This is a genomic window from Rhizobium sp. BK212 (genome assembly GCF_014197475.1).
GTDB lineage: Bacteria > Pseudomonadota > Alphaproteobacteria > Rhizobiales > Rhizobiaceae > Rhizobium > Rhizobium anhuiense.
This window is the reverse complement of sequence record NZ_JACIFS010000001.1, coordinates 183,247-209,217: the sequence shown is the minus strand read 5'-3', so window position 1 is coordinate 209,217 and position 25,971 is coordinate 183,247. Positions and strand designations below refer to the sequence as shown.

24 protein-coding genes are annotated in these 25,971 nt (G+C 63.6%); 11 read left to right on the top strand and 13 right to left on the bottom strand.

Annotation, left to right across the window (positions count from 1 at the left end):
* Positions 1 to 25: 25 nt before the first annotated feature.
* Positions 26 to 934 (top strand): homocysteine S-methyltransferase family protein, encoded by a 909-nt coding sequence (locus tag FHT79_RS01020; protein WP_028756213.1) that lies wholly within the window; start codon positions 26 to 28, stop codon positions 932 to 934.
* A gap of 30 nt (positions 935 to 964) precedes the next feature.
* On the opposite strand, the gene FHT79_RS01015 is transcribed toward FHT79_RS01020, so the two are convergent.
* Entirely contained in the window at positions 965 to 1,399 is a 435-nt protein-coding gene (locus FHT79_RS01015; RefSeq protein ID WP_028757039.1) for a MarR family transcriptional regulator, read from the bottom strand.
* A 197-nt stretch (positions 1,400 to 1,596) separates the two neighbouring features.
* Here FHT79_RS01015 and FHT79_RS01010 point away from each other — a divergent pair, with 197 nt between their 5' ends.
* On the top strand, positions 1,597 to 3,411 hold the full coding sequence (locus FHT79_RS01010) for a chloride channel protein (RefSeq protein ID WP_028755802.1): 1,815 nt from the start codon (positions 1,597 to 1,599) through the stop codon (positions 3,409 to 3,411).
* Between the two features lie 90 nt (positions 3,412 to 3,501).
* On the opposite strand, the gene FHT79_RS01005 is transcribed toward FHT79_RS01010, so the two are convergent.
* The 5 genes from FHT79_RS01005 to FHT79_RS00985 all read right to left on the bottom strand — a co-directional run bounded on the left by FHT79_RS01005 (position 3,502) and on the right by FHT79_RS00985 (position 8,638).
* The gene (locus FHT79_RS01005) at positions 3,502 to 4,272 is read right to left on the bottom strand and encodes an ABC transporter ATP-binding protein (RefSeq protein WP_028755801.1); all 771 of its coding nucleotides are present in this window, start codon (positions 4,270 to 4,272) and stop codon (positions 3,502 to 3,504) included.
* A 9-nt stretch (positions 4,273 to 4,281) separates the two neighbouring features.
* Positions 4,282 to 5,265 carry an ABC transporter substrate-binding protein gene (locus FHT79_RS01000; RefSeq protein ID WP_028755800.1) on the bottom strand — a complete coding sequence of 328 codons (984 nt, stop codon included), beginning with the start codon at positions 5,263 to 5,265 and terminating at the stop codon, positions 4,282 to 4,284.
* 40 nt (positions 5,266 to 5,305) lie between these two features.
* On the bottom strand, positions 5,306 to 6,157 hold the full coding sequence (locus tag FHT79_RS00995; RefSeq protein ID WP_028755799.1) for an ABC transporter permease: 852 nt from the start codon (positions 6,155 to 6,157) through the stop codon (positions 5,306 to 5,308).
* 9 nt (positions 6,158 to 6,166) lie between these two features.
* Entirely contained in the window at positions 6,167 to 7,519 is a 1,353-nt protein-coding gene (locus FHT79_RS00990) for an LLM class flavin-dependent oxidoreductase (RefSeq protein WP_028757034.1), read from the bottom strand.
* A gap of 333 nt (positions 7,520 to 7,852) precedes the next feature.
* Entirely contained in the window at positions 7,853 to 8,638 is a 786-nt protein-coding gene (locus tag FHT79_RS00985) for an IclR family transcriptional regulator (protein WP_028755797.1), read from the bottom strand.
* 217 nt (positions 8,639 to 8,855) lie between these two features.
* Between FHT79_RS00985 and FHT79_RS00980 the strand changes: the two genes are divergently transcribed.
* The 8 genes from FHT79_RS00980 to FHT79_RS00945 are packed head-to-tail and all read left to right on the top strand — an operon-like array spanning position 8,856 to position 17,063.
* Positions 8,856 to 9,923 (top strand): ABC transporter substrate-binding protein, encoded by a 1,068-nt coding sequence (locus tag FHT79_RS00980; protein WP_028755796.1) that lies wholly within the window; start codon positions 8,856 to 8,858, stop codon positions 9,921 to 9,923.
* A gap of 47 nt (positions 9,924 to 9,970) precedes the next feature.
* Complete coding sequence (locus tag FHT79_RS00975) at positions 9,971 to 11,485, top strand: sugar ABC transporter ATP-binding protein (RefSeq protein ID WP_028755795.1); 1,515 nt, start codon at positions 9,971 to 9,973, stop codon at positions 11,483 to 11,485.
* Positions 11,482 to 12,444, top strand: a complete 963-nt coding sequence (locus FHT79_RS00970; RefSeq protein ID WP_028755794.1) for an ABC transporter permease — start codon at positions 11,482 to 11,484, stop codon at positions 12,442 to 12,444. The genes FHT79_RS00975 and FHT79_RS00970 overlap by 4 nt, the downstream gene beginning before the upstream one ends.
* Positions 12,441 to 13,382, top strand: coding sequence for an ABC transporter permease (locus FHT79_RS00965; protein ID WP_183902858.1), 942 nt, complete (start codon positions 12,441 to 12,443; stop codon positions 13,380 to 13,382). The genes FHT79_RS00970 and FHT79_RS00965 overlap by 4 nt, the downstream gene beginning before the upstream one ends.
* Positions 13,379 to 14,332 (top strand): amidohydrolase family protein, encoded by a 954-nt coding sequence (locus FHT79_RS00960; RefSeq protein WP_028755792.1) that lies wholly within the window; start codon positions 13,379 to 13,381, stop codon positions 14,330 to 14,332. Before FHT79_RS00965 ends, FHT79_RS00960 begins: the two co-directional genes overlap by 4 nt.
* The gene (locus FHT79_RS00955) at positions 14,325 to 15,635 is read left to right on the top strand and encodes an alanine racemase (protein ID WP_028755791.1); all 1,311 of its coding nucleotides are present in this window, start codon (positions 14,325 to 14,327) and stop codon (positions 15,633 to 15,635) included. The genes FHT79_RS00960 and FHT79_RS00955 overlap by 8 nt, the downstream gene beginning before the upstream one ends.
* A 38-nt stretch (positions 15,636 to 15,673) precedes the next feature.
* Positions 15,674 to 16,018 carry a RidA family protein gene (locus FHT79_RS00950; protein ID WP_028755790.1) on the top strand — a complete coding sequence of 115 codons (345 nt, stop codon included), beginning with the start codon at positions 15,674 to 15,676 and terminating at the stop codon, positions 16,016 to 16,018.
* A gap of 31 nt (positions 16,019 to 16,049) precedes the next feature.
* Positions 16,050 to 17,063 (top strand): succinylglutamate desuccinylase/aspartoacylase family protein, encoded by a 1,014-nt coding sequence (locus tag FHT79_RS00945; protein WP_183902857.1) that lies wholly within the window; start codon positions 16,050 to 16,052, stop codon positions 17,061 to 17,063.
* Positions 17,064 to 17,078: 15 nt separating this feature from the next.
* Here the strand turns inward: FHT79_RS00945 and FHT79_RS00940 are convergent, their stop codons facing one another.
* From FHT79_RS00940 to FHT79_RS00925, 4 genes are all read right to left on the bottom strand, one after another.
* On the bottom strand, positions 17,079 to 18,263 hold the full coding sequence (locus FHT79_RS00940) for a hypothetical protein (RefSeq protein ID WP_028755788.1): 1,185 nt from the start codon (positions 18,261 to 18,263) through the stop codon (positions 17,079 to 17,081).
* 125 nt (positions 18,264 to 18,388) lie between these two features.
* Positions 18,389 to 18,796 carry a DoxX family protein gene (locus FHT79_RS00935; protein ID WP_028755787.1) on the bottom strand — a complete coding sequence of 136 codons (408 nt, stop codon included), beginning with the start codon at positions 18,794 to 18,796 and terminating at the stop codon, positions 18,389 to 18,391.
* A 31-nt stretch (positions 18,797 to 18,827) separates the two neighbouring features.
* Positions 18,828 to 19,202, bottom strand: coding sequence for a glutathione S-transferase N-terminal domain-containing protein (locus FHT79_RS00930; protein WP_028755786.1), 375 nt, complete (start codon positions 19,200 to 19,202; stop codon positions 18,828 to 18,830).
* On the bottom strand, positions 19,199 to 20,047 hold the full coding sequence (locus FHT79_RS00925; protein WP_028755785.1) for a class III extradiol ring-cleavage dioxygenase: 849 nt from the start codon (positions 20,045 to 20,047) through the stop codon (positions 19,199 to 19,201). The genes FHT79_RS00930 and FHT79_RS00925 overlap by 4 nt, the downstream gene beginning before the upstream one ends.
* Positions 20,048 to 20,177: 130 nt before the next feature.
* Between FHT79_RS00925 and FHT79_RS00920 the strand changes: the two genes are divergently transcribed.
* The gene (locus tag FHT79_RS00920; RefSeq protein WP_028755784.1) at positions 20,178 to 21,101 is read left to right on the top strand and encodes a LysR family transcriptional regulator; all 924 of its coding nucleotides are present in this window, start codon (positions 20,178 to 20,180) and stop codon (positions 21,099 to 21,101) included.
* Positions 21,102 to 21,107: 6 nt separating this feature from the next.
* Here the strand turns inward: FHT79_RS00920 and iolD are convergent, their stop codons facing one another.
* From iolD to FHT79_RS00905, 3 genes are all read right to left on the bottom strand, one after another.
* The gene (gene iolD, locus FHT79_RS00915) at positions 21,108 to 22,943 is read right to left on the bottom strand and encodes a 3D-(3,5/4)-trihydroxycyclohexane-1,2-dione acylhydrolase (decyclizing) (protein WP_028755783.1); all 1,836 of its coding nucleotides are present in this window, start codon (positions 22,941 to 22,943) and stop codon (positions 21,108 to 21,110) included.
* Complete coding sequence (iolC, locus tag FHT79_RS00910; RefSeq protein WP_183902856.1) at positions 22,940 to 24,853, bottom strand: 5-dehydro-2-deoxygluconokinase; 1,914 nt, start codon at positions 24,851 to 24,853, stop codon at positions 22,940 to 22,942. Before iolC ends, iolD begins: the two co-directional genes overlap by 4 nt.
* Before the next feature lie 120 nt (positions 24,854 to 24,973).
* Entirely contained in the window at positions 24,974 to 25,915 is a 942-nt protein-coding gene (locus FHT79_RS00905) for a sugar phosphate isomerase/epimerase (RefSeq protein ID WP_028755781.1), read from the bottom strand.
* Between the last annotated feature and the right edge of the window lie 56 nt (positions 25,916 to 25,971).

Genomic DNA, 25,971 nt, shown 5'->3' with positions numbered 1-25,971 from the left:
CGACGGCCTGAATGGAGACCTCTTCATGAGCACGACGCGAATTCTCGATGGCGGCATGAGCCGCGAGCTGCTGCGGCTGGGCGCCGAACTGAAACAGCCGGAATGGTCGGCATTGGCGCTGATCAACGCGCCTGATATCGTTCGCAAGGTCCACCAGGAATTCATTGCCGCCGGCTCCGAGGTCGTGACGACGAACAGCTATGCGCTGGTGCCCTTTCACATCGGCGAGGATCGGTTTTGGAAGGAAGGGCCGGCGTTGATCCGTCTCGCCGGTCGGTTAGCCCGCGAGGCGGCAGATGCCGTCTCGCATCGCAAGGTGCTGGTCGCCGGCTCGCTGCCACCGATCTTCGGCTCATACGAGCCACAGAACTTTCAGCCGTCGCGGGTGCAGGACTATCTCGAGGTGCTCGTCGAGAACCTCGGCCCCTTCGTCGATATATGGCTCGGCGAGACGCTGAGCCTGATCGCCGAGGCGGAGGCCGTCCGCAACGCGGTGGCGGCATCAGGCAAGCCGTTCTGGATTTCCTTCACATTGGCGGATGACGAGGCAGCCATCGGAGGCGGCGAACCGAAGCTTCGCTCCGGCGAAACCGTCGCTGACGCGGCGTCCTGGGCGGTGTCATCGGGCGCTGAAGCCTTCCTGTTCAATTGCAGCAAGCCCGAGGTCATGCAGGCGGCCGTGGAGACGGCGGCGCGCGTCTTCCGGACAATGGACGCTTCCATCGAGATCGGCGTCTATGCCAACGCCTTCGAAGGGGAAACAGGCGAAGCGGCCGCCAATGAAGGGCTGCATGAAACCCGCAACGATCTGAATGACGATGCCTATTCGCGTTACGCCTGCTCCTGGGCCGAAGCCGGCGCGACGATCATCGGCGGCTGCTGCGGGATCGGCGCCGCCCATATCCATCGGCTCAAGAAGACGCTCTTGAGTTGACGCGGCACGTAGGCCGCGCCGCGGCGACTGTTATTCAGCTTTCGGCGCCGTTTTCTGCAGTTCGAGGAGGAGCTTGATCAGCTTCGGCGCCATCTCCCGTATTTCTGAAAGATGGACGGCGCTCAGCCGCGTCAGCAGCGCGTCCGCCTTGTCGGTCAGCAGAATCGTCTGGCGGCGCCTGTCGGCCGGATCGGCATGACGTTCGACCAATCCGGCATCCGACAGCCGCCCGACAAGTTCGGTCGCCGTATGCGGCGCGATGATCAGCCGCTCGGCCAACATGCCGATGGTTACGGCACCGCCGCGTTGTCCCTTGATCGCCAGCAGCGCCTGATGCTGTTGCGTCGGCAGTCCTTCCGACTGGGCGGCGGAGGCGCTGAAGTCCATGAACTGGCGAAGCGCGAACCGGAGGTCGGCGAGAGCCTGGTAATCTTCCTGTCTGAGCGGCGGCGCGGTCTTCTTCAAAGCCATTCTCCTTTGCCGCAGCGGCTGCCCAGGTTGGAAGCCATTCGGCCATCTCGAATAGAGGGGCAGTCGCCAGCCGGTCAAGGGAGGCATCTTATGAGACATGATCGTCTTCATGTTTTCGTCCCTTGATTTATATCGTATCACGATATATTGACGCCCCTCAAGCGTATCCGTTCCGCGTAGCAGAGGCTTCCATGGCGCAGCATCAACCAAGCAACCGGCCGCACGATTTCACCGGCGGTCTTTCCCGGCGTGAGGCCGGAGATTTCACCACCGACCGGCGGGTCCTCCTGCTGGTTGGCATGTCCATCATTGTCGGCACGGCAGGCGCGTTTGCCGCCTGGTGTCTCGTCAGCCTCATCGCGCTGGTGACGAATGCCATCTGGTTCGGGCAGATCGGCATCCGGCCCGCCTCTCTGGCTGCGGTGCCGCGCTCGCTATGGGTGGTTCTGGTTCCGCCGCTCGGCGGACTGGTCATCGGGCTCATGGCCCGCTTCGGGTCGGAGAAGATACGCGGCCACGGCATTCCGGAGGCGATCGAGGCCATCCTGATCGGCGGCAGCCGGATGTCACCGAAGGTCGCGATCCTCAAGCCGCTGTCATCGGCAATCTCCATCGGAACCGGCGGTCCGTTCGGCGCCGAGGGGCCGATCATCATGACCGGCGGTGCGATCGGCTCGCTGTTCGCCCAATTCTTCCACATGAGTGCCGCAGAGCGGAAGACGCTGCTCGTCGCGGGTGCCGCCGCAGGCATGACGGCGATCTTCGGCTCGCCGATCGCCGCGGTCATGCTGGCGGTCGAACTCTTATTGTTCGAATGGAAGCCGCGCAGCTTCATTCCGGTCGCCGTCGCCGCTTGCGTATCGATCTGCTGGCGTCCGCTGCTGTTCGGTACCGGTCCGCTGTTCCCGACCCACTTTCAGCCAGACTTGCCCTGGTGGGGGATTTTCGCCTGTGCGGCGATGGGCATCATCTCAGGCCTGCAATCGGGATTGCTGACGACACTGCTCTACCGGATCGAGGATCTGTTCGAGGCCTTGCCGATCCACTGGATGTGGTGGCCGATGCTCGGCGGTCTCGTCATCGGCCTCGGCGGCCTGATTGAACCGCGAGCAATGGGCGTCGGCTACGACATCATCGATGGCTTGCTCAACAACCGGCTGCTCGCGCCGGCTGTGATGTCGATCCTGCTGGTGAAGACGGTCATCTGGCTGTTTGCCCTGTCGTCGGGCACCTCGGGCGGCGTGCTTGCACCGCTTCTGATTTTCGGCGGCGCTCTCGGATGGCTGGTCGGGCTTGTTATGCCGGGCAACGATCCCGGCTTCTGGGCGCTGCTCGGCATGGCGGCGATGATGGGCGGAACCATGCGCGCGCCGCTGACGGGAACCTTCTTCGCGATGGAGATCACCGGCGACATCAGCACGCTCGTTCCGCTGCTTGCCGCAACGGTTACGGCCTATGCCGTCACGGTTTTGCTGCTGCGCCGCTCGATCCTCACCGAGAAGATCGCACGCCGCGGCCAGCATATCACCCGCGAATATGGCGTCGATCCGTTCGAGCTATCGCGGGCAAGGGAGATCATGATCAGCGATGTCGATACGCTTCCGGTCACCATGACGGTGGGAGAGGCGTGCGACTTCTTTGCCTCGCTGGAGAAAACGCACCGGATCTATCCGGTGGTCGATGCAGGAGGCAAATTGGCAGGCATCGTATCGAGGGCTGACGCCCTGCTCTGGCAGGGGAATTTGGACCTCGCCGGACAGACGCTTGCGGAAAATGTGACAGACGCGTCCGTTCCTGTCGGGCATCCGGATGATACGGTCGCATTCATCGCCGACCTGATGCTGTCGACCGGCGACGGACGCATTCCGATCGTCGATCCGACCTCAGGGAAATTGTGCGGCCTGATCGCCCGCAAGGATCTCCTGCGGCTGCGCAGTTCCTACCGGTCGGCGGAACTGGATCGGCGGCCGTATCTCACCGCCGGCTCAAAGAGCAGGGCGCAATAGCGGTCCGCTGATGTTCTCTCCCTCGCTCCTGCTACTGCGGCGCGCCACATGGAACAGGTTCCATGTGGCGCGCGCTGACGACTGAAGATGTCAGTGCAGTCCGAACAGGTTCAGCAACTCTTCGCGGTGTCGGACGAATTCCGGGGCGCTGCGGTCGCGAGGACGGGGCAGATCGATTTCGATCAGGCGCGGCTCGCTGCCTTTTTCCCGTGGCAGGATCAGGATCCGGTCGGCGAGATAAATCGCTTCCTCGAGATCGTGGGTCACGAGAATGGTGGTGACATCCTCATCGCGCCAGATCCGTGCTAGCTCCTGCTGCATGCCGATCTTGGTCATTGCGTCGAGCGCGCCGAGCGGTTCGTCGAGCAGCAGGATCTCCGGCTGGACGGCAAGCGCCCGGGCGATCCCGACGCGTTGGGCCATGCCGCCGGAGAGCTGCCGGGGATAGGCCGCCTCGAATTGCTGCAGGCCGACGAGCTTGACATAATGGCGCGCCCGCGCCCTCGCCTGCTCACGTGACAGACCTCTTGTTTCCAGCCCGAAGGAGACATTGTCGAGCACATCAAGCCAGGGAAGCAGCCGCGGTTCCTGGAAGATGACGGCGCGCTCCGCGCCGACGCCGCACACCGCCTTGCCGTCGACGAGAACCTCTCCCGTGTCGGAATCCTCAAGACCTGCCAGAACCCTGAGCAGGGTCGTCTTGCCCGAGCCGCTGGCGCCGACAATGGCGAGGCTTTCGCCGGAGCGGATGTGGAGGTTGATATCCTTGAGAACCTCTAGCTGTGTCCCGTTCAACTTGTAGGATTTGGAGAGGTGACGGATCGTTACCTCTCCGCGGCTCGTGTCCTCAGCGATGCTCATCACGGTTCCTCAGTTGCTTGCCGGCTTGGCGTCGGCGGCAAAGAGGATGTCCTTGGCCGCCAGCTGGCCTTGCTTCAGCTTGCCTTCGCGAACCAGGACGTCGATCCAGAACTGGATGTCGCGCTCGACCGGCAGGCCGCCGGCGCGCACGCCGTAGCCGCGGAAATACTGTGCGATATCCGCGTTCTCGCCACGCTCGCTGAGCGCCTTGGCCAGGATCTTCTTGGTTTCCTCAGGATGCTCGCGGGCATAGTCGAGGGCGCGGGCCGACTGCTCGACGAAAATCTTCGAAGCCTCCGGATGCTGCTGAATGAAATCGCGGCGCAGTACCACAAAGCCGCCGGCAATGTCTCCAAGCACGTCGGTATCGTCGAAAATCGCCCGCAGACCGCCGTTCTTCAGCGCTGCACCCTCGAAGGTCGTCTGCCAATAGCCGAAGGCGGCGATATCGACCTGCTTGGAACGCAGCACCTGCTCGAGCTGCGGCCCGGGGACGACGACCTGATTGGCGACGTCGGTCGGCAGGTCGACGGAATGCAAGGCCTCGCGGATGGTATAGTCGAGATGGGCGCCGAGCGTATTGACCGCGATGCTCTTGCCGGCAATGTCCTTGATGCCTTTGATCGGGCTGTCTTCCAGCACGTAGAAGGTCGACTGCACCTCGTCGTTGATGCCGTTCGAAGGATAGGCGGCGACGAAATCATTGCCGCCGATGATCGAGTTCAGGACGGCGGAGGTTGCAGCGCTGCCAATCTCGACGTCACCGGATGCCAGAGCGATGAGGGAGGCCGGGCCGCCCTGGGCATAGCCGACATTTTCCAGCGTGATGCCCGTGCCTTCGAAATAGCCGAGCTCGGCGGCGAGTTCATGGGCGGCAAGGCCGCCCTGGCTGGCGAGGTAGCGCAGCTTCACCGTGTCGGTGGCTGCGGCCGGTGTGGCAAGGCCGAGAGCGATCACGGCCGGCAGAAGGAGGTTGCGGGGATGGAATGTCATGTGGTGGTCCTTTTCGGAAGAGGAAAATCGGTGGAAGCAGTCAACGGCCCGGCTGAGACCAGCGGCAGAGGCGGCGCTGCAGGAGAACGAGCAAGGCATTGGCGGCAAGCCCGAGGAAGGCGAGCAGAAGGATCGCCGCAAACATCAGCGGAATCTGGAAATTGTACTGGGCGTTCATGACCTGGAAACCGATGCCCTTGTTGGCGCCGATCATCTCGGCGGCAATCAACAGCAGAAGCGCAGTCGTCGCCGAAAGGCGCAGGCCGACGAAGATTGCAGGCACCGAGGCCGGCAGGATGACGCGGCGGAAGATGGTCAGCGGCCCGGCGCCGTAGGTCCGCGCCATCTCGATCAGCTTCTTGTCCACTTCCTTGACGCCGCCGATCGTAGCGAGCAGGACCGGAAACAGCGTCGCCCAGAAGATCACGAAGATCTTCGATGTTTCGCCGAGGCCGAGCAGCAGGATGAAGACCGGGTAGAGCGCCAGCGCCGAGGTCTGGCGGAAGAGCTGCAGGATCGGATCGAGCGCCTGTTCGACCAAGCGAAACTGGCCCATGAACAGGCCGAGCGGAATGCCGATTGCGACGGCAAAGGCAAAAGCGGTTCCCGATCGCTGCAGACTGATGGCGATGTCATCGAGCAGCGCGCCGTTGGCCAGATTGGTCCAAAGGGCCGACAGGATCACGTTCAAGGGCGGGAAGACGGCGGGATTGACCCAGCCCCTGGTGCTCGACACCTGCCAGAACAGGAGGAAGCCGATGAGAAGGCCGTAGCGCGGCAAAAGCGATGCGAGCACTCCGCGCAGGCGGGAGGCGAGAATGGAAATATGGCTTTCGCTGTTTTTCAGGCGGCCAAAGCTTCTCGGGAGAGTCTGGTTGATTTCATAGGTCATGGCCGCTCCTCACTCTGCCGCCTGGAGAGCTGCATGTCCTGCAGTCCACCGATTGGTCGGGAAAGGCAGGCCGAGGTTCTCCCGCAGCGTCTTGCCCTCATAGGCGGTGCGGAACAGGCCGCGGCGCTGCAGTTCCGGGATGACCAGATCGACGAAATCGTCGAGCGCCGTCGGCAGCCAGGGCGGCAGAATGTTGAAGCCGTCGGCGGCTTCGTTCTCGAACCAGTTCTGCAGCGTATCGGCGATCTGCTCGGGCGTTCCGACGATGGTGTAGTGACCGCGGGCGGATGCGATCCACTGATAGAGCTGGCGAATGGTGAAGTTGTTTTCATCGGCGATCTGGCGGATGAGCGCCTGGCGGCTCTTCATGCCTTCGGTCGGCGGCGCCGGCGGCAGAGGCCCGTCGAGGTCATAACCGTGCAGATCGAGCGTGCCGCCGGTCAGGCCATTGAGGAGGCCGATCCCGTCCTCTTCGACGATGAGCGAGGTCAGGCGGTCGTATTTCTCGCGTGCCTCCGCCTCGGTCCTGCCGACGAAAGCGGATACGCCGGGCATGACCAGGATGTGATCCGGGTTTCGGCCGAGACCGCGGGCGCGGGCCTTGATGTCCCGGTAGAACTCCTGGGCGGTTTCGATATGCTGGTGGGCGGTGAAGATGACCTCGGCCGTTGCCGCGGCGAGTCCGCGTCCGTCTTCGGATTGGCCGGCCTGGACGATGACGGGATGCCCCTGCGGCGACCGCGAGACGTTGAGCGGACCGCGCACGCTGAAATGTTCGCCGCGGTGGTCGGTGTCGTGCAGCTTCGACGGGTCGAAGAATACGCCGGTATCCTTGTCCCGGATGAAGGCGTCGTCTTCGAAGCTTTCCCAGAGTTTGCGGACGACGTCGACATGCTCGGCGGCACGGCGATATCGGTCGGCATGCGGAAGCTGGGTGTCGCGGTTGAAGTTCTGCGCCGTCAGGTCGCCCGTCGTGGTGACGACGTTCCAGCCGGCGCGGCCATCCGAGATCAGATCCAGCGAGGCGAATTTGCGGGCGGTCGTGTAAGGCTCCTCGTAGGTCGTCGAGGACGTGGCGATAAAGCCGAGATGGGTGGTGAAAGGCGCAAGGGCGGAAAACAGGGTCACCGGTTCGAAGCCGGCGACGCGGGCATTGCCGCCTTCACGCGCCCCGCCGAAACCGACGGCCAGTCCGTCGGCGAGGAAATAGGCATCGAAGAGCCCGCGCTCGGCCGTCAAAGCGAGGCGTTTGTGGAACTCGAAACTGGTCGCGCCGTCGGCCGGCTGGTCGGGATGCCGCCATGAGGCAACATGCTGTCCGCCACCGGGAAGAAATGCCCCAAGCCTGATTTTCCGTGTCATGTCGCGTCCTCTCCGGTTGCCGTCAACAGTCTGGCCTTCCCCAAGGCCAAGTATAAACGCGCTGTTGGACCACTAAGATACGTTCTCCATAAATTTTATAGAGAAACTTAATTTCATAGTTTCGGAGGAAGCGTGAATAGATTTCCGGGATCGGCTTGAAACTCGAAATTGAACGATCGAGGCCGCCGCCCCTCGAATTATAGGGCAGGCCGACAGGCGGCATTCTACAGGCGTGACAAAGAGCCGCCTGGGGCGGTGATAAGGAGATCATCCGGCGTTCCCTCGCACGAATGTCCGTGCCGCCGGATATCAATATCCTGATTTGCTCAGGCTTCAGCCTCGTTTGGGCCGGGTCGGAGCATGATCCAGTCCGGCGGCGGCCTTCTTCAGGCAGTCGAGGTAGCGGTCGCGGTTGGCGATGCCGTCGTCGCGCGGGGTGACGAGGCAGAGCGTTGCGGCGGCATGGCCTTCTTCGCCGCGCACCGGCACGGCAAAACAATGGGTGAAGCTGTCGACGATGCTGTTGAAGGTGAAGAGACCTTCACGCTCGGCTTGGCGCACTTCGGCGATGAAGGTTTGCGGCTCCAGCCATTCGCCGTTCGGCAGGCGGAAATCCTGCGGCGGAATGAAGTTCAGAATGTCCTGATCGGACAGATGCGCGACGAGCAAGCGGCCTGACGCCGTCCACGGGATCGGCACCGATTGGCCGACATCCGTCGAAATGCGGAAGGGGCGTGCGCCTTCGCGCATGCGCACGACCGTATATCTGTTTCCATCCAGCATGCAGAACTGCGCCGTTTCCCGCGTCTCGTCGGCAAGCTGTTCCAGTGCGGCCTCGCATTCGCGGGTGAAATCGAAATGGTTCTCATAGGCTGCGCCGAGGAAATAGAGCTTGCGGCCGAGATAGACACGCCCCTCGCCGCCGGTGAATTCCAGAATGCCGTTGCTCAGCAGCAGGTTGACGAGTTCGTAAACCGATGAACGCGGCGCGCCGATCTGCGCGGCAATTTCGTTTGGCTTCAAGGCCTGCCGCTTCTGGCGCAGGAAATCGAGGATCTCGAAGGCGCGGTCGAGCCCTCGGGCGCGCTTGCCGGCTGCTTCGTCCTGAACTGCATCCATTCTTTCGATCCTTTTTTGTCCGGCCAAGCTTTTCAAGCCCTCTGCCGCATCTGTCAATCGATCCGGTCATTCATCGCGGATGAAATTTTTCCACCCCTCTTGCGGGGTAGAAAAATCAGCATAAGATCACCTCGTCCGGTATATAGATCATATGTACAATATATTGGACAAAGATGGCAAGCCGTCAACGCTGCCGCTCACAAAAAAGGGGATCGACATGAAGAATTTTGAAAACAGCATTTCTGCTTCGCTGCGCCGCCTTCTTGCGGGCGCTGCCGCCGCGGCGGCCCTCCTCGTCTTTTCCACAGGCACGGCCTCGGCCGCCGCCAATTGCATCAAAGGTGACAGGAAGGCGCCCTATACGATCGGCTGGGCGAACATCTATTCGGTGCCGACCTGGATGAAGCAGACCGAAGGCACCATCACGGCTGAAGTGGAGGAGCTGAAGAAGGCGGGCCTGGTGAAGGACCTGATGATCACGGACGCGCAGGGCAACGCCCAGACGCAGATCCAGCATATTCAGTCGATGATCGACGCCAATGTCGACGCCATCGTCGTGATCGCCGGTTCCTCCAATGCGCTCGACCGCGTCATATCGGATGCCTGCGACAAGGGCATCGCCGTCGTGAATTTCGACAGCCTTGTCAATACCGACAAGGTGACCGCCAAGATCAACACCGATTCCAACGAATGGGGCGCGACCGCTGCCAAGTGGATGGTCAGCCAGCTCGGCGGCAAGGGCAAGATCATCATCATGAACGGCCCGGCCGGCATTTCGGTGAGCGACGACCGCCGCAAAGGCGCCCAGCCGGTCCTCGATGCCAATCCGGGTCTCCAGGTGATCACCGAGACGAATACGGAATACAATGTCGCGCCGGCGCAGGAAGCGATGACCAGCCTGCTCTTTGCCAATCCCGAAATCGACGGCGTGCTGTCGCTCGGTGGCGCGCTGTCGGCCGGCTCGGTCCTTGCCTTCGAGCGTCAGGGCCGCGAGCAGGTGCCGACGACCGGTGAAAACGCCCGGCAGTTCCTGGAACTCTGGAAGGAGAAGGGCCTGAAGGGCTGGGCGACGATGCAGCCCAACTGGCTCGGCGCGCTTTCCGTCTATACCGCCGTGCAGGCGCTGCAAGGCAAGGATGTCCCGGCCTTCGTCAAGGTGCCGCTGCCCGTCATCGACGACAGCACGATCGGCAGCTACCTCGCCCGGGCCGACAAGTTCCCGGCTGACGGCTATATCTACTCCGATTACGACCAGGCGCTCTTCGACAAGCTGCTCGCCAAGTAATCCGCCCAAATAATCCGACCAAGTAACTCGGGTTGAGGAAAGCCGTCATGACGGAAGAACGACCCCTGCTGGAAGCCCGGCAGGTGTTCAGGGGATTTTTCGGCAATCCCGTTTTGAAGGGCGTCGATATCGCCCTTCTGCCGGGCAGGGTTCACGCCCTGCTCGGCGAAAACGGCGCCGGCAAATCCACATTGATCAACCTCCTGTCCGGTGCTCTCCAGCCGGACAGCGGTTCCATCCTCGTCGATGGCAAGCCCGTCGGGCGCTTCAGCCCGGCGGCGGCGCGCGCGGCAGGTATCGCCGTCGTTCAGCAGGAGCTGAGCCTGACGGCCAGTCTGTCGATTGCCGAAAACATCGGGCTCGGTGCATTTCCGCGCCGCTTCGGTCTGATCGATTACAAAGCGCTTCATCGCGGCGTGTCGGATGTCTGCGACATGGTCGGGCTTACCGAAGCGCTCGACATGCCGGTCGCCGATCTCGCGCTCGGCCGCCGTCAGATGGTCGAGATCGCCAAGGCGCTGTTCCGCAAGCCGCGCGTGCTGATCCTGGACGAGCCGACTTCGTCGCTCTCCGCCCACGAAGCCGGCATCCTTGCCCGTCTGATCGAGACGCTCAAGGACCGCGGCACGGCACTTCTTTATATTTCCCACCGCCTCAATGAGGTGCAGGCGCTCTGCTCGCATGTCACGGTGCTGAAGGACGGCCTGGTCACCGCCGACCAGTCGCTCTCCGGCATCGACGGCGAGGGCCTGGTGCGCCTCATGGTCGGCCGCGAGACCGGCGACCTGTTCCCGCCGCGCGCCGCCACCAAGTCCGGCGAAACACGCATCAGCGTCGAAGGTTTCTCCGCCGGCATGGTGCGTGACGTCGGCTTCTCCGCCCGCGCCGGCGAGATCGTCGGCATTGGCGGGCTCGTCGGACAAGGGCAGGAAGACCTGCTGCTCGGCCTTTACGGCGCGATTCCAGCCTCAGCCGCTCGCGCGGAAGTATCCGGCAAACCCGCCCTGCCCGCCGATGTCGGCGAGGCGAATGCGGCGGGCATCGTCTATGTCCCTGCCGACCGCAAGCATGAGGGGCTGGTGCTGCCCCACTCCATCGCATCCAATCTCATCCTGCCCTCGCTCGGACGGCTCGCTCGCAACGGCTTACGCGACCGGCCGGCGGAAAACGGCCTGGTCGCCGATCTCGCGCGCAGGCTGACGATCAAGGGCGACACGGCCCGCCCGGTGCAGGCGCTTTCCGGCGGCAACCAGCAGAAGGTGGCGCTCGCCAAATGGCTGCCGCTCGATCCTTCCGTTCTGCTGCTCAACGATCCGACGCGCGGCGTCGACATCGAGACCAAGCGGGAAATTTACCTCATGCTCCGCGCTTTCGCCGCCGAGGGGCGGCTCGTCATCCTGGCCAGTTCCGATACGCCGGAGCTCGTGCATCTTTGCGACCGTGTCGTGGTTCTGCGCGAGGGGCGCGTCGCGGCGGTGCTGTCGCAGGATGCGATCAGCGAAGGGGCGATCGTCGGCGCGGCCATGGGCATCGCGACCGCGACGCAGGGAGAGGCGGCATGAGCACAATTTCATCATCCCGGCTCTACGGCTCGATCCAGCTCCGCCGCAACCGCGGCCTTGCCGGTCTCTATCTGGTCGTCGCCGCCTTTCTCATCCTCTATGCGCTGCTCTTTCCCGGCATCCTTTCCATCGGCGGCTTCTCCAAGTTCACGCAGAACTGGTTCCCGCTGGCGCTCGTCACCATGGCGCAGGCGCTGCTCATGCTGAACGGCGGCATCACGCTGGCGATCGGCCCGCTCGTCAGCCTTGGAGCGGTGATCGCCGCGACGACGATGGAAGGAGCGCTCGGCGTGCCGGGCGGCATTCTCGCGGTCTCGCTCGCCGGTCTTTCGATCGGCGCCGTCATCGGCGCCATCGTCACGTATCTGAGGCTGCCGGCGATCATCGTCACGCTTGCCGGCTCCTTCATCATCGGCGGTGTGGCACTCATCCTGCTGCCGCGGCCGGGCGGGTTCATTCCCGACTGGCTGTCGACCACGCTGGCCGGCCACACGCCCGTCGCTTTCCTGCTGCTCATCGTGATCCTCGTGCTCTGGAAGGTCTTTCTCGCAACCCCGCTCGGCCTCGGCATCTACGCGGCCGGCGACAATCCGGTCGGCGCATTCCGCTCCGGCGTCCCGGTCGAGCGGGTGAAGGTCGCAGCCTTCGCGCTGTCCGGTCTGCTTGCAACGCTGACCGGTTTGTTCGTCGCCGCGCAGACCGGCTCGGGTGATCCGGTGATCGGCACGCCCTTCACGCTGAACTCGATCGCCGCCGCCGTGCTCGGCGGCGTCGGTTTCCTCGGCGGCAAGGGCACGATGCGCGGCGCGATCTGCGGCAGCCTGCTGCTCTCGGTCATGATCAACGTCATGTTCTTCCTGGGTTTCCCGCCGGTCGCGCAATATGTCGCGCAAGGGCTGATCATCGTTGGGGCGGTCGCTGTTCCGGAACTTCTTGGGGTATGGAGGGCAAGGCGATGAACATGATCCGATCCGCGTTCCGCAATCCGCCGCTCCTGACCCTGCTTCTGGTCGCACTCGTCTGGATCGTCGCAAGCCTCTCGCTGCGTGGTTTCGGCGCCTATGGCCACCTGCGCTACCTGCTCGAACTCGCCGCGGTGATCGGCATTGCCGCCGCCGGGCAGACGCTCGTCATCCTGATGGGCGGCATCGATCTCTCCGTCGGAGCGGTCATCACCGTCACGGCGATCCTGCTGCCGCTGATTTCGCCGGCCTGGGACCCGACCGGCCTTGCCGGCATCGTGGCGGCCCTTGCCATCGCCACCGGCATCGGCCTGATGAACGGCGCCGGTGCTGCCTATCTTCGCGTGCCGCCGATCATCATGACGCTTGCCATGGCGACCTTCCTGCAGGGCCTGCTCGTCATCATCGCCGGCGGCAGCGCCGTCACTGTCAGCAATCCGGCGGTCATCCTGCTCGGGCAGGCGCGGCCGCTCGGCATCCCCTCGGGCATCATCCTGTGGCTCGTCGTTTCGATCGTCGTCCTGCTGCTCGTCCACCGCATGCCGATCGGCGCCCGTTTCCTGGCGCTTGGGGCGAACCCGCTGGCGGCCCGGCTTTCCGGCGTCAGCGTCACGCGCAACACGCTGGTCGGCCATACCCTGTCGGGCTTTTTCGCCGGTCTTACCGGCATTCTCGTCCTCGGCATGAACCGGCAGGGCTATGTCGGCATCGGCGACCCCTATCTCTTGACCTCGATCGCCGCCGTCGTGCTCGGCGGCACCTCCATCCTCGGCGGCCGCGGCACCTATGCCGGGACCGTTCCGGGGGCGATCCTGCTTGTGACGACGACGGCGCTGATCACGGTCGTCAATGCCTCGCCCGGCTGGCGGTCGATCATGTTCGGCACGTTGATCCTCGCCCTTCTGCTGGTTTCCGGCCGGGAGGCGCGCCGATGACGGAACTCTATCACGGGCCGGTGATCGACGCGCACCATCACCTCTGGGACCTTAGGATGGAACGTCATCCCTGGCTTCAGAAGGCGCGGGCATCAGGCGAAGAGATGGTTTTCGGAAGCCTGGCGCCGATCCTGCGCAACTACGGCATCGACGATTATCGCGCCGATGCTGCCCGCCAGAATGTGGTTGCCACGGTGCATGTCGAGGCCGGCTGGTCCGTTGCGTATCCGCTGGAAGAGAGCCGCTGGCTGGATGGCCTCGACCGCAGTTCCGGCGTGGCGCACCGTTATATCGCGCGCGTTCCCCTCGACGGGCCGGACGCCATGCGCCTGCTCGAGGCGGAAGCGGCAAATCCCAACGTCGTCGGCATCCGCGATATTTTGAGCTGGCATCCCGATGTGGCGAAGAGTTTTGCGTCGCGCGCCAACTGCATGAGCGATCCCGCCTGGCGGGCGGGCCTGGCGCACGCCACGCGGCTCGGGCTGGTCTTCGACCTGATGCTCTATCCCTGGCAGATGAGCGAGGCGCTCGACCTGGTGCGCGCCTTTCCGCAAACGCTTTTCGTGCTCAATCACGGCGGTAGCCCCACCGACCGGACGGCGGATGGCATGACGCTCTGGCGCGGTGGCCTGCGGGCGCTCGGCAGCGAGCCGAACGTGCGCCTGAAGATCTCCGACCTCGTCGCCTACGACAACCAATGGACGCTCGAAAGCCTGCGGCCGGTGATCGAGCATTGTCTCGATTGTTTCGGCCCGACACGCGCCATGTTCGCAAGCGACTTTCCGGTCGCCGGCCTGCACGCCTCTTTCGACGAGGTCTATCAGGTTTTCCGCACGGTCGCCGCGCAGCTCTCTTACGACGAGCAGCGCGCTTTGTTCTTTGCCACCGCCAATGACACCTATCGCCTCGGCATCGCCGATCCGGCCGAGATCAGGGACTGCCATGTCTGACCTTCATACCACGACCGAAAACCTACTGATCGACGAGCAGGTGCGCGGCTTTCCGCCAGGCAATCCGCCGCTCCCGCTGGATGCCATCGGCAAGCAAGGATGGAAGCCCTATGACGGCAGGATGGCCCTGCCGCTGATCTCGCTCGACCAGCAGGCTTTCTCCGACAATGCCGAACTGATGATGATCTATGTGAAGAGCCATGGCGCCGAAATCGCCCCGCACGCCAAGACGCCCATGTCGACGGCGCTGTCGGCGGCGCTTCTGGCCGCAGGCGCCTGGGGCACGACGGTCGCCGATATCCGTCAGGCGGCCGTGTTGCTCAAGGCCGGACAGCGTCGGCTGATCCTCGCCAACGAGATCGGTGGAGCTGCCGCCGCCCGACGGCTGGCGGCCCTGCTCGGCCAATATCCCGATGCGGAACTGCATATTTTCGTGGATTCGACGGCGCTCGTCGAGGCTCTTTGCGCCGCATGGCGGGAACGTGCCGATCTGCCGCCTCTCGGCCTGCTGGTGGAGTTCGGCGCCGGCCGCGCCGGTGCCCGAAGCGCCGACGCCGCCGAGGCAATTCTCGAGGCGATCCTTGCCGTGGAGACTCCGACCTTCCGGCTGACCGGCATCGCCGCCTATGAGGGCGCGGCGGCGACCGCCGATGCGCAAGAGACGATGCGTCGCATCGACTCGCTGATGGCGGTGACATCCGATTTCCTGCCGAAGCTGCGCGCCTGCATCGGCGACGAGCGGCCGCTCCTCATGACGGCAGGCGGCTCGGTGTTTTTCGACCTTGTGGTTGCCAGGCTTTCAGCCGCCGTTGCGGCCGATCCGGCCTGTCGGCTGGTGCTGCGCAGCGGCGCGATCTTCTTCCACGATCACGGCATCTACGAGCGCGGCCTTGCCGGCCTCGATGCACGCGGCGGCTTGCGCATCGGCGGCGAGATGATTTCCGCGGCTGCGGGTTTCCGTCCGGCGCTGCGGGTTTGGGCCGAGGTGCTGTCGCGGCCGGAGCCGCGGCTTGCAATCTGCGGCATGGGCATGCGCGACGTGGCGATGGACCAGGGCCTGCCGCGGCCGCTGGCGCTCTACCGCAATGGTGCGCATCTTGCCGATCTCGAAGGCGCCGAAGTGTTTCGCCTTAACGATCAGCACGCCTTCGTGGCACTTGCCGATGGCAGCGACGTTTCGGTCGGCGACGTCATCGAGTACGGCATCTCGCATCCCTGCACCTGCCTTGACCGGCATGCCATCCTTTACGGGCTCGATCCGGACCATTCGGTGACGGCGGCCTATCTGACCAGCTTCGGCTGAACTCTCCCTCCAAAAAGCAAGAAAAGGAAAACCCGCTTATGATCCAGCGTTATCAGAAAGGTTCGCGTATGAGCCAAGCCGTCAGCTACGGCGGTCTCGTCTATATTGCCGGCCAGGTCGCGGAAAATCGCAAGGCGGGCATTGAGGACCAGACCCGCGATGTGCTCGGCAAGATCGACGCCCTGTTGAAGGAGGCTGGGATCGACCGTTCGCGCCTCATCGCCGTCAACGTCTTCCTGCCGGCGATCGTCGATTTCGAGGCGATGAACAGCGTCTATGATAGCTGGATCGACATCGAAAATCCGCCGGCCCGCGCCTGCACCGAAGCTCGTCTCGCCGATCCCGATCTGCGTGTTGAAATGACCGCGATCGCCGCGCTGTAACGGCATCGCAACCGTCCGCACTGGAGAGATCATGCATAGCGGCCTCGTCAATCCGATCGACTTTTCGTGCGAGGGCCGGCAGGCCGGTCACCTCGCCATTCCCTATTCGGTCGACCGTTCGCCCTATTATCAGATCCGCATTCCGGTCCTTCGCCTCAAAAATGGCGAGGGGCCGTCCTTGCTGCTGATGGCGGGCAATCATGGCGACGAGTATGAGGGTGAACTGCAGCTCGGACGGTTGATGCGGCTGTTGGATGCCGCCGAAATCCGCGGCGCCGTCACCATCCTGCCGATGGCGAACCTGCCGGCGGTGATGGCGGCCAAGCGCTGTTCGCCCTTCGACGGCGGCAACCTCAATCGGGCCTTTCCCGGTGATCCAACCGGTTCGCCGACGGCGCGGATGGCGCATTTCCTCGAACATGAACTCTTTCCGCGTCATGACGCCGTGCTCGACCTGCATTCGGGCGGCACCTCCATGGCGCACCTTCCCTGCACGCTGATCGAGCGGCAGGCCGATGCCGCCCGCTTCGAGCGGTCCGTTTCGCTGATGCGTGCAATGGGTGCGTCGCATGCCTTCATCGCCGATAACGGGCCGACGGCGCCGACATCGATGGGCGCTGCGGCAAGGGCCGGAACCGTCGGTCTTTCCGGCGAGTTCGGCGGCGGCGGCACCGTGACGCCTGAGACAATGGCTTTCACGGCGGTGGCGATCGACCGGCTGCTCGTCACACTCGGCATTATCGAGCGTCCGGTCCTGTCGCGCGTACCGCTCGCCGAGCCCGGGCCGTTACAGTTGCTGTCGCTATCGCGGCACAGCCAAGGCATCTATGCGCACCGCCGAGGCTGGTTCGAGCCGGCTGTTGCCCTCGGCGCCACCGTTGCCGCCGGCGATCTGGCCGGATGGTATCATGATCTCGAACGGCTGGAGCAGCCGGAGGAAGAGTTGCGTTTTGCCGAGAGCGGCATCGTCATTTCCCACAGGCTGCATTGCGACAGCCAGGCCGGCGACTGCCTGATCCAGGTCGCCGAACCCGTCACATCCTGAAGAGCGCCGATCTGCTCAAGTGATGGCGTCGACTGCCGCCTTGACCCAGTCGAGACGTTTGGCCGGGATCAGGCCGTAATTGTAGAAGTTCACGCCGTCAGCGCCGGCATCGACGGCGGCCCTGGCACGCGCTGCCAGCACCGCAGCCGCGCTCACCTCGGGATAGAAGACGCGCAGGCCCACCCCGAGAAATTTGTCCGGCCCGATTGCCGCCCGGCCGGTCCGGATGACATCGCCGATGGCATCAGGCGCCATGTCGTAGCAGCATAGGATCGCCCCGTCGCAGAGCTTGCCGGCGGCTGCGAGATCGACGCCGCCGAGCCAGCCGTCCTTCAGGTCGATCAGCACGACGCGTGTCGCCGGGTCGGCGGCCGCCTTGATTTCGCCGATCAGGCTGGTCACCGGCTCGCTGCGCCAGGTGAGATAGGCATGCAGGTCGGGATGGTCGCGGAAGGCATCGATGCCGGCTGCCGGGAAGTCCGGGAACTGCGGTTCCGGGACAGCCCTTTCGCAGAGCTCGGCGATGAAGCGCGCGACCGAGCGGCGCGCGCCTTCGACCGGCACGCCGGCCTTTTCGGCGCGCGCCGTGCAATGGTCGCAGAAGCAGAGCGACAGCAGGAAATCGTCTTCGGCATTCAGGCCGACGCCGTCTTTTTCGTGGTGGTATTCATGCGCGAAGCCCATGAAGTTCGGGCTCTCGAGTTCCACCATGTCGGGCCAGTAGTTCGTCGTGATGTCGCGCACGAGGGTGACGGCATAGTCCCGCGCCGCCGGGCTGGAGGGGCAGAGATTGTAGTAGTTGGCATTGCCGAAGGCGTTTCGCGTCACATGATCGGGATGCAGCATGCCGAGGCGGCTATTGTGCAGGCAGACCGTCCAGCAGGAGACCTTGAGGCCCGTCGCATCGCGCGCCCTGACGAGCGCATCCAGCATGTCGCCGCGCTCAGTGACATTCCCGGCCATCAGCGGCCGGATCAGCTTGTCCTGCCAGAGATTTTCATCCGGCCGGAAATAGACCGTTCCGTCCTCGGGAAAATAGGCCTTCTGCTGCGGGCTGCGCGGCTGAAGGAAACGGCCGGCATGATAGGAGGTCGCCAGGCTGACCGTGTTCAGGCCCGCGCGGCCGTCAAGCTCGGCGGCAAACGCACCAAGCCCCTGATCCTGGATGTCCCAGGGATAAGTCCACATGGAAAGATGCATCGCCCGCTCCCGTCAAATCTGTCCACTTTATAGAACATGTGTCCATAATAGTGTCCAGATGGATCTTTGCGCGCAGTCATCTGAAGGCACTCCCGCTGCACAGCGGGAGTGCGGAGGTCGAGGGCTTAGGCTCTCGCGAGCGACGTCTGCTTCGCTGCATTGTCGATTGCCAGGCGGCCAGGGCCGGCAAAGGCGAGATAAAGGAAAACGAAGCAGAACAAGATGGCGGACTCGCCCATGTTGAGCGCCGGCCAGAAGCTTTGCGGCGCATGCGCCATCCAGTAAGCGGCGGCCATTTCGCCCGAAGCGATGAAGGCGGCGACGCGGGTGTAGTAGCCGACCGTCATCAGCAGGCCAGTGATGACCTCGATTGCACCGGCGACGAGGATCATCGTGGGCAAAGGTGACGGTATGCCCGGGATGGCGGCCGGGAATTGAAAGAATTTCATCGTGGCATGTTCAAGGAACAGCAGCGCGGTGACGATCCGCAAAATGGCGAGGATATAAGGCGTCCACTTGGTCGTGTCTGGCATCGGTATTTCTCCTGAATGATGGTTTTGATGTTCAAGCGGCCGCCGCCTTGAGCTCGATGTTCTCTTTCCAGAGGTTCATCACGAGCTTCAGAGGGCCTTCGACATAGTTGGTGAATGCCGGCATGGAAGCCGGTTCGCGGCCGGCCTTTGCCGCTAGGAAGGCGACGATGTCATCCGACTCGGCAATGTAACGGCCAGGTTCGAGCCGGGCGGCGGGGAAACTCACCTTGTCCAAGTGCGGGCTGAGCTCGGCTCGAATGTCGTCCTCGGCTGGCGATCCGGAGACAAATTCGCGGATCTCGACGTCTTCGTTCAAGCCTGCTTCGAGCAGGAACAGCCGGACCTTGAAGCAGAACGGGCAGTTCTGCTTGAAGTAGAGGATCGGTTTCAGGGTATTGTCGGTCATTGCAGGTCTCCCTTGGAAAGGATGGGCCGTGGTGTTGCGCCGAAACGGAAGCTGGATGCGGTGAGCCCGCCGGCAAAATCGGTCTGGTGATAGGTGACGGCGCCCGGTTCGCTCCCTGCGGCGCCGACCGCGACCATCAGCGGGATGAGATGATCTTCTCTTGGATGCGCGGCGCGGGCGAGCGGCGCCCGCTCCCAGTTCAACAACCGCTCGGCACGTTCTTCGGGCGGCGAACGCAGCAGCGTCTGCTGGAGCCAGGCATCGAATTGCCGGGATGGCTCGCGTCCGCTGCCATCCTGGAAAGCCCTCAGATTGTGATAGCTGAGACCGCCGCCGATGATCAGCACGCCCTCGTCGCGCAACGGCGCCAGCGCCCGCCCGACCTTAAGGTGGACGGCGGGATCGTAGCTGGCATGGATGGAGAGCTGGACCACGGGCATGTCTTCTTCGGGGTAGAGCGGCTGCATGATGCCGTAGGTGCCGTGATCGAAGCCGCGGGCGGGATCGAGCCAGGCGTCGATGCCGCCGGCCTTCAGCAATTCCCGGACATGCCGCGCGAGTTCGGGAGAGCCCGGAGCGCCGTACTTGACGTGGTACAGATATTCCGGGAAGCCGTAAAAGTCGTAGAGCATCCCCGGTCTTTCGCCGGAGGAGACGGCAAAGCCCTGCTCCTCCCAATGCGCCGAGACCATGAGGATCGCCTTGGGCGCATCGCCGAGTTCGGCCCGCATCTCGATCAGCGACTGCTCGAGCTTGTCGAAGTTGCGACGGAACTCGCCGCTCATATAGGGCCAGGGGCCGCCGCCATGACTGACGAAATAGGTGGGAAGACGAAGACTGGTCACGGATTGCATTCTTTCGAAGCGATACTGGCTTGGAACAGGAAGTTTGGTTCCGGCAGCCAAATTCGTCGTTTCGTAGCAATTGATCAATCACGCTTTCATTGAGCGAACGTTTCCTCTATGTTGATGATCGATGGATACGTTAACGAGCCTGCGCGTCTTCTGCACTGTGGCGGAATTGAAGAACTTCACGGCCGCCGCCGATCGTCTCGGTCTCTCGCCGGCGATGGCAAGCAAACATGTGATGCACTTGGAGAAACGGCTGGGAAGCCGGTTGCTCAACCGTACCAGCCGCTCTGTCAGCATGACCGAGACCGGCACGCTCTATTTCAACCAGGCCAGGCTGTTGCTCGACGGCCTGGACGAGGTGGAAGACGCCGTCAGCAATGTCACGGTGACGCCGCGCGGGACCTTGAGGCTAAGTGTCCCGATGTGGTTTGCGAACACGCCGATTGCCCGCGTGATCGCGGAATATCATCAGCGCTATCCCGACGTGTGCTTCGACATGGATTTCAGCGGCCGGCTGGTCAATCTCGTCGACGAGGGCTTTGACCTGGCACTCCGCGCCACGTCGCCCGACCGGCTCGATCCCGGCCTCATCGCGCGGCCGGTGATGGACGTCCCCTTTCATCTTGTCGCGTCCCCTGCCTATCTCACGCGCACCGGCCGGCCATCGAAAGTCGGCGATCTCAACGGGCATTCGATCTTGCTCTACAAAGGCATGAATCCCAGCGGCAGCATGACCCTCGACGGACCGAAGGGCCAGACGACGATGAAGTTCCGCCCCGTCATGCTGAGCGAAAACGAGATCATGCTGCACCTGGCCGCGTTGGAGGGCATGGGTCTGGTCTTCCTGCCGGCGTGGATGACGCAGACCGATATCGCCGAGGGCCGGCTGGAAGTGGTGCTCCCCGAAGAGGTGATGTTCAGCACGACCCTGCACGCCGTCTATCCCAGCAGGAAATATCTGTCCGCCAAGGTCCGCACCTTCATCGACTTCCTGGCTTCACGAAAGAACCTCTGCTCTGAGACCGGCGAGAACCGGCCGACAGGCTGACCTGCATCAATCGAACACGCGTTGATTGGCGGCATTCTCGGTGTAACGCGCGCGGGCTCGCTCGAGCCGCTCCGGGCCGCCGACCTGCGGAACGGCGACATCCCACCAATGGCCGCCTGCGTCGCTTCCAGGAACCGCATCGGTGTCGATCACCAGAACGCTCGGAATGTTCCGCCCCCGCGCGGCGGCGATGCGTGCCTCGAGTTCGGCGATCGACCCTATCTTTTCGGCATGGGCGCCCATCGAGGCGGCGTGCGCGACAAAGTCGATCTCGGGCTGCACATCGACATTGCAGTCCTTGTACATGTTGTTGAACTCGGCGCCGCCGCACTCGATCTGGAGACGGTTGATGCAGCCGTAGCCGCAATTGTCGGTCAACACGACGGTGAACGGCACCCGCCGCATGACGGCGGTGGCGAGTTCCGAATTGGCCATCATGTAGGAACCATCGCCGACGAAGCAGATGACGTCCTTGTCGGGGCGCGCGAGCTTGATGCCCATGGCGCCTGCCACTTCGTAACCCATGCAGGAGAAACCATATTCCATGTGGTATCCGCCCTTGGCGGACTGCCACAGCACCTGCAGTGCGCCCGGCATGGTGCCGGCCGCGCACATGACCACGGAGATTTCCGTCGCCGCCCGCTGCACGGCGCCGATGACCTGTGCGTCGGTGGGCAGGTGTCCCGGCCCGTCCGTTTCCGGTGCCGCCGTCACGCGCTCGACCGTTCTATGCCAATCGGTCCTGATCCCGGCATCGACCTCAGGCCCGCGATAGGCCTTGAGTGCTGCGGAAAGGCGCGTGAGCGTGATCCTGGCATCGCCGACGCAGGGCAATGCCGAATGCTTGGTGGCATCGTATCCGGCAAGGTTGATCGAGGCGAGCCGCCGCGTGGGATTGCGGAAAAGCGCCCAGCTGCCGGTGGTGAAATCCTGGAAACGCGTGCCGATGCCGATCACGAGATCCGCCTCGGCGCAAAGGGCGTTGGCCGACGCCGATCCGGTCACGCCAGGCGACCCGAAATTCAGCGGGTGCTCCCAGCTGTTGGCGCCCTTCCCGGCTTGCGTTTCGACAAAGGGGATATGGTGCTTCTCCGCGAATGCGGCGAGCTCGGCCTCGGCCTCAGAATAGATGACGCCGCCGCCTGATATGATGACCGGCCTGCGCGCGGCCCGGATGGCGTCGGCAAGATCTTCGACCTCCCGCGGGTCCGGTTCGGGACGGCGGATGCGCCAAGCTTTCGGTTCGAAAAACGCTTCCGGGTAGTCGTAGAGTTCTGCCTGCACATCCTGGCAGAATGCCAGCGTGACCGGGCCGCAACTGCCCGGATCGGTCATGACCGCCAGGGCGCGCGGCAGGCAGGTCAGGAGATGCTCGGGACGGGCGATCCGGTCGAAATAGGCCGAGACCGGCCGGAAGCAATCATTGGCGCTGACGGTTCCGTCGTTCATGTCCTCGATCTGTTGCAGCACCGGCTCGGGGCGGCGGTTGGCAAAGATGTCGCCGGGTATGAACAGCACGGGCAGTCTGTTGACATGGGCAAGCGCGCAGGCCGTGATCAGATTGGTGGCGCCCGGGCCGATCGAGGACGTCACCGCCTGGGCGCGCCGGCGCTTCAGCGTCTTCGAATAAGCGATCGCCGCATGCGCCATGGTCTGTTCGTTCTGGCCGCGCCAAGTGGGAAGGGCATCGCCGATCCCATGCAGGGCCTCTCCGATACCGGCGACGTTGCCGTGACCGAAGATCGCCCAGACGCCTTCGATGAAGCGCTCGCCATCCTCCGTCATCTGCACCGAAAGCCATTTCACCATAGCCTGCGCCGCGGTCAGTCGTATCGTTCTCATTCTGCTGCCTCCCGTACGCGCGCCCGTGCGCCGTCCCAGACCGCGCAGAGCCTGGAGTATCGTATCGCCATCTCCTCGACGGCCTCTTCGTCACCGATCGTGCCTTCGAACCAGCCGCGGGCGACCGAGCCGAAGATCGTCCGGCCGACGGCAAATCCCTTGACGAGCGGGAAGCGCGCGGCAACTTCGAAGCTCGCCTTCAAGAGGTCCTCCGGCGCATCCAGGCCGAGGACGACGATCCCTCTGGTATGACGATCGTTTTCCTCGATGGCGGCGCAGACCCGCGCCCATGCTTCGGGTTCGTCCAGCGGCTCGAGCTTCCACCAATCGGGATAAATGCCTTCGGCATAGAAGCGGCGGATCAGTGTCGCGGTCGTATCCGTGGTGACGCTTGCGACCTTGGACGGGATGACCTCGAGCAGGAATTCCAACCTGTTGCGGCGCGACGCCACGTAAAGCCGACGCACTTCCGCCAGTTGCCGGTCCCAGGTCGAATCGTCGTCATCAGGGTGGCAGAAGCAGAGCACCTTGACGACGTTCTCGCGCGCCCATTCCGACAGCCCGCCGCAATCGGGACCGAGGGACGGCTCCAAGGTCAGAGGCCGCGACCCCGGCCATTCGCAGGGTCTGCCGATCCACAGGCCGGTGCCGGAGGCGGTATGGAGCGCGCGCCGGCCGATCCGGTCGTCGCAGAGGACCCCGTAGCCGGATCGCCCCTTCTGCACTGCCAGGGCGGCCTGAAGGCAGAGCTCCTTGAAGGCGCCGCCCTTCGACGGCGTGTAACCCGTCATGCTTTCGAGCTGCATCCGGTGATCGAAGGCGAAGACGCGCATCTCGGACCAGTCGCCATGCCGGTTGGTCGACCAGTGCATCTGCTCCAGTGCGGCATCATTGCGCAGGTCGGGGCGCATCATGCCGCGCTTAAGGAAGAAATTCAGCTCCTGAAGTGACGGATAGGCCGGCGTGCAGCCGTGACGGGAGACGGCAAAAGCGCCGCAGGCATTGGCGTATCGGAGCGCGGTCGGCCAATCCTCGCCGTCAAGCCAGCCTTTCAGCAGCCCGGCGAAAAAGCCGTCTCCGGCGCCGAGAACGTTGAAGACTTCGACCGGGAAACCCTCGCCCGAAATGCAGTCGTCGAGATTATCCGGTATCGCATCTTCGAATGCGACCGCCCCCTTGGCGCCGCGTTTGCAGACGAGCGTCGCCGCGGTGACGGCGCGCACGGTCCTGAGCGCCGCCACGGTATCGGTCGTGCCGCCGGCGATGTGGAATTCTTCCTCGGTTCCGACGATCAAATCGAACAGATGAAGCGTCGCCTGCAGTTTTTCGGTCACCTGCCCACTTGCCACATAGCGGCTTTCCCCCTCGCCATGACCGGCCACACCCCAAAGGTTCGGACGATAGTCGATGTCGAGAGCCGTCCGGGCGCCATGCTTGCGAGCAAAGGCGAGCGCCTTCAGCACGGCGGCTTCCGTGCGCGGATGCGACAGATGTGTTCCCGTCACCAACACCGAGCGGGCGCTGGCAACGAAGGCCTCGTCGATATCCTCCTCGCAAAGCGCCATGTCGGCGCAGTTTTCCCGGTAGAATATCAGCGGGAACCGTTCCTCGTCGCGGATGCCGAGGATGACGAGTGCCGTCAGGCGCTCGGGATCGGTCACCACACCCCTACCGTCGACACCATGTCGGGCAAGCTCCTCGCGGATGAACCGGCCCATATGCTCATCGCCCACCCGGGAGATCAGCGCCGAGTTGAGGCCCAGTCGCGCCGTGCCGCAGGCGATGTTGGTCGGACTGCCGCCGATATATTTTTCGAACGATCCCATATCCTCCAGCCGTCCTCCGACCTGTGCGCCATAGAGGTCGACGCCGGCTCGCCCGATCGTGATCACGTCCAATGTCTTGGTCATGTCGGTTTCCTCGCAGTCCTATTGAAATCTGTCTTGGTGATCGGTTTGGGCATCGCCGGCCTCTTCGCAGCAAACGACGAATGCAGGGGGGCGCGGGCGAATGTCGCCCGCGCCTGCCCATCAGCGGCTGATCGTTGCCTGCAGCGCATCGATGGAGGACTGGATGCCGGCCTCGGTCGACATGGTGAAGTCTTCCATTTCCAGGCTGACCCAACCGTTGTAACCGACCATGCGGACGACGGAGAAGAATTCCTTCCACCACTGCAGATCATGTCCGGCACCGACGGCAACGTAGTTCCAGGTGCGGTTGGCGACATCAGTGACGTCCTTGAGTTCAAGGAGACCGTTGACATCGGCAAGCCCGCGTTCGATGCGCGTGTCCTTGCCATGGCAATGGTGGATTGCGTTTCCAAGCGCCCGGGCGGAGGCGATCGGGTCGGCACCCTTCCAGAACAGGTGACTGGGGTCGAGGTTCATGCCGACGGTCGGGCCGACCTCGTTGCGCAGACGGAACAGAGTCTCGGGGTTCCAGACGAGCATGGCCGAGAAGTTTTCCAGCGCATACTTCTCGACGCCCACTTCCTTGGCAAGCTTCACGAGATCATGCCAGAGTGGGAATGCGCGATCCTCCCACTGGTAGCGATCGCGCTCGGGCATCTCCTCCGGCCAGCTTTTCGTGTAGACCAGCCAATTCGGAACCATGTCGCCGGGTGCTGCTTCCGGCAGTCCGGACATGGTGACGATGGTCTTCACGCCGATTTCACCGGCGAGACGGATCGTCTGCTCCATCTCCTTGCGGTGGCGCTTGCCCATGTCACCCGGATCGAGCGGGTTGGCCGAGCAATTGAGGGCAGCGATTTCCAGGCCCCGCGCTTCAATTTCCTTGAGCTTCGTCTTCAAGAGACCCTTGTCGGCAAGCAGCTCGTCGGCGCGGAAATGCGGCGCACGAGACCAGCCGCCGCCGGTCATCTCGATGCCTTCGACACCCAGTTTGACGCATTTGTCGAGCATGTCGGTGAAGGAAAGGTCGCCCATCACGTCGGTGCAGATCGATAGTTTCATGTCATTGTCTTTCTAAAAGCGGGGTTGGGGACGCGCCTGGGAGGAGGATGGAGGAG

What these genes read in the sequence shown, in the direction of transcription:
- FHT79_RS01020 (WP_028756213.1), top strand. Translation starts at nt 26, where the DNA reads ATGAGCACGACGCGAATTCTCGATGGCGGCATGAGCCGCGAGCTGCTG.
- FHT79_RS01010 (WP_028755802.1), top strand. Translation starts at nt 1,597, where the DNA reads ATGGCGCAGCATCAACCAAGCAACCGGCCGCACGATTTCACCGGCGGT.
- FHT79_RS01005 (WP_028755801.1), bottom strand. Translation starts at nt 4,272, where the DNA reads ATGAGCATCGCTGAGGACACGAGCCGCGGAGAGGTAACGATCCGTCAC.
- FHT79_RS01000 (WP_028755800.1), bottom strand. Translation starts at nt 5,265, where the DNA reads ATGACATTCCATCCCCGCAACCTCCTTCTGCCGGCCGTGATCGCTCTC.
- FHT79_RS00995 (WP_028755799.1), bottom strand. Translation starts at nt 6,157, where the DNA reads ATGACCTATGAAATCAACCAGACTCTCCCGAGAAGCTTTGGCCGCCTG.
- FHT79_RS00990 (WP_028757034.1), bottom strand. Translation starts at nt 7,519, where the DNA reads ATGACACGGAAAATCAGGCTTGGGGCATTTCTTCCCGGTGGCGGACAG.
- FHT79_RS00985 (WP_028755797.1), bottom strand. Translation starts at nt 8,638, where the DNA reads ATGGATGCAGTTCAGGACGAAGCAGCCGGCAAGCGCGCCCGAGGGCTC.
- FHT79_RS00980 (WP_028755796.1), top strand. Translation starts at nt 8,856, where the DNA reads ATGAAGAATTTTGAAAACAGCATTTCTGCTTCGCTGCGCCGCCTTCTT.
- FHT79_RS00975 (WP_028755795.1), top strand. Translation starts at nt 9,971, where the DNA reads ATGACGGAAGAACGACCCCTGCTGGAAGCCCGGCAGGTGTTCAGGGGA.
- FHT79_RS00970 (WP_028755794.1), top strand. Translation starts at nt 11,482, where the DNA reads ATGAGCACAATTTCATCATCCCGGCTCTACGGCTCGATCCAGCTCCGC.
- FHT79_RS00965 (WP_183902858.1), top strand. Translation starts at nt 12,441, where the DNA reads ATGAACATGATCCGATCCGCGTTCCGCAATCCGCCGCTCCTGACCCTG.
- FHT79_RS00960 (WP_028755792.1), top strand. Translation starts at nt 13,379, where the DNA reads ATGACGGAACTCTATCACGGGCCGGTGATCGACGCGCACCATCACCTC.
- FHT79_RS00955 (WP_028755791.1), top strand. Translation starts at nt 14,325, where the DNA reads ATGTCTGACCTTCATACCACGACCGAAAACCTACTGATCGACGAGCAG.
- FHT79_RS00950 (WP_028755790.1), top strand. Translation starts at nt 15,674, where the DNA reads ATGATCCAGCGTTATCAGAAAGGTTCGCGTATGAGCCAAGCCGTCAGC.
- FHT79_RS00945 (WP_183902857.1), top strand. Translation starts at nt 16,050, where the DNA reads ATGCATAGCGGCCTCGTCAATCCGATCGACTTTTCGTGCGAGGGCCGG.
- FHT79_RS00940 (WP_028755788.1), bottom strand. Translation starts at nt 18,263, where the DNA reads ATGCATCTTTCCATGTGGACTTATCCCTGGGACATCCAGGATCAGGGG.
- FHT79_RS00935 (WP_028755787.1), bottom strand. Translation starts at nt 18,796, where the DNA reads ATGCCAGACACGACCAAGTGGACGCCTTATATCCTCGCCATTTTGCGG.
- FHT79_RS00930 (WP_028755786.1), bottom strand. Translation starts at nt 19,202, where the DNA reads ATGACCGACAATACCCTGAAACCGATCCTCTACTTCAAGCAGAACTGC.
- FHT79_RS00920 (WP_028755784.1), top strand. Translation starts at nt 20,178, where the DNA reads ATGGATACGTTAACGAGCCTGCGCGTCTTCTGCACTGTGGCGGAATTG.
- iolD (WP_028755783.1), bottom strand. Translation starts at nt 22,943, where the DNA reads ATGAGAACGATACGACTGACCGCGGCGCAGGCTATGGTGAAATGGCTT.
- iolC (WP_183902856.1), bottom strand. Translation starts at nt 24,853, where the DNA reads ATGACCAAGACATTGGACGTGATCACGATCGGGCGAGCCGGCGTCGAC.
- FHT79_RS00905 (WP_028755781.1), bottom strand. Translation starts at nt 25,915, where the DNA reads ATGAAACTATCGATCTGCACCGACGTGATGGGCGACCTTTCCTTCACC.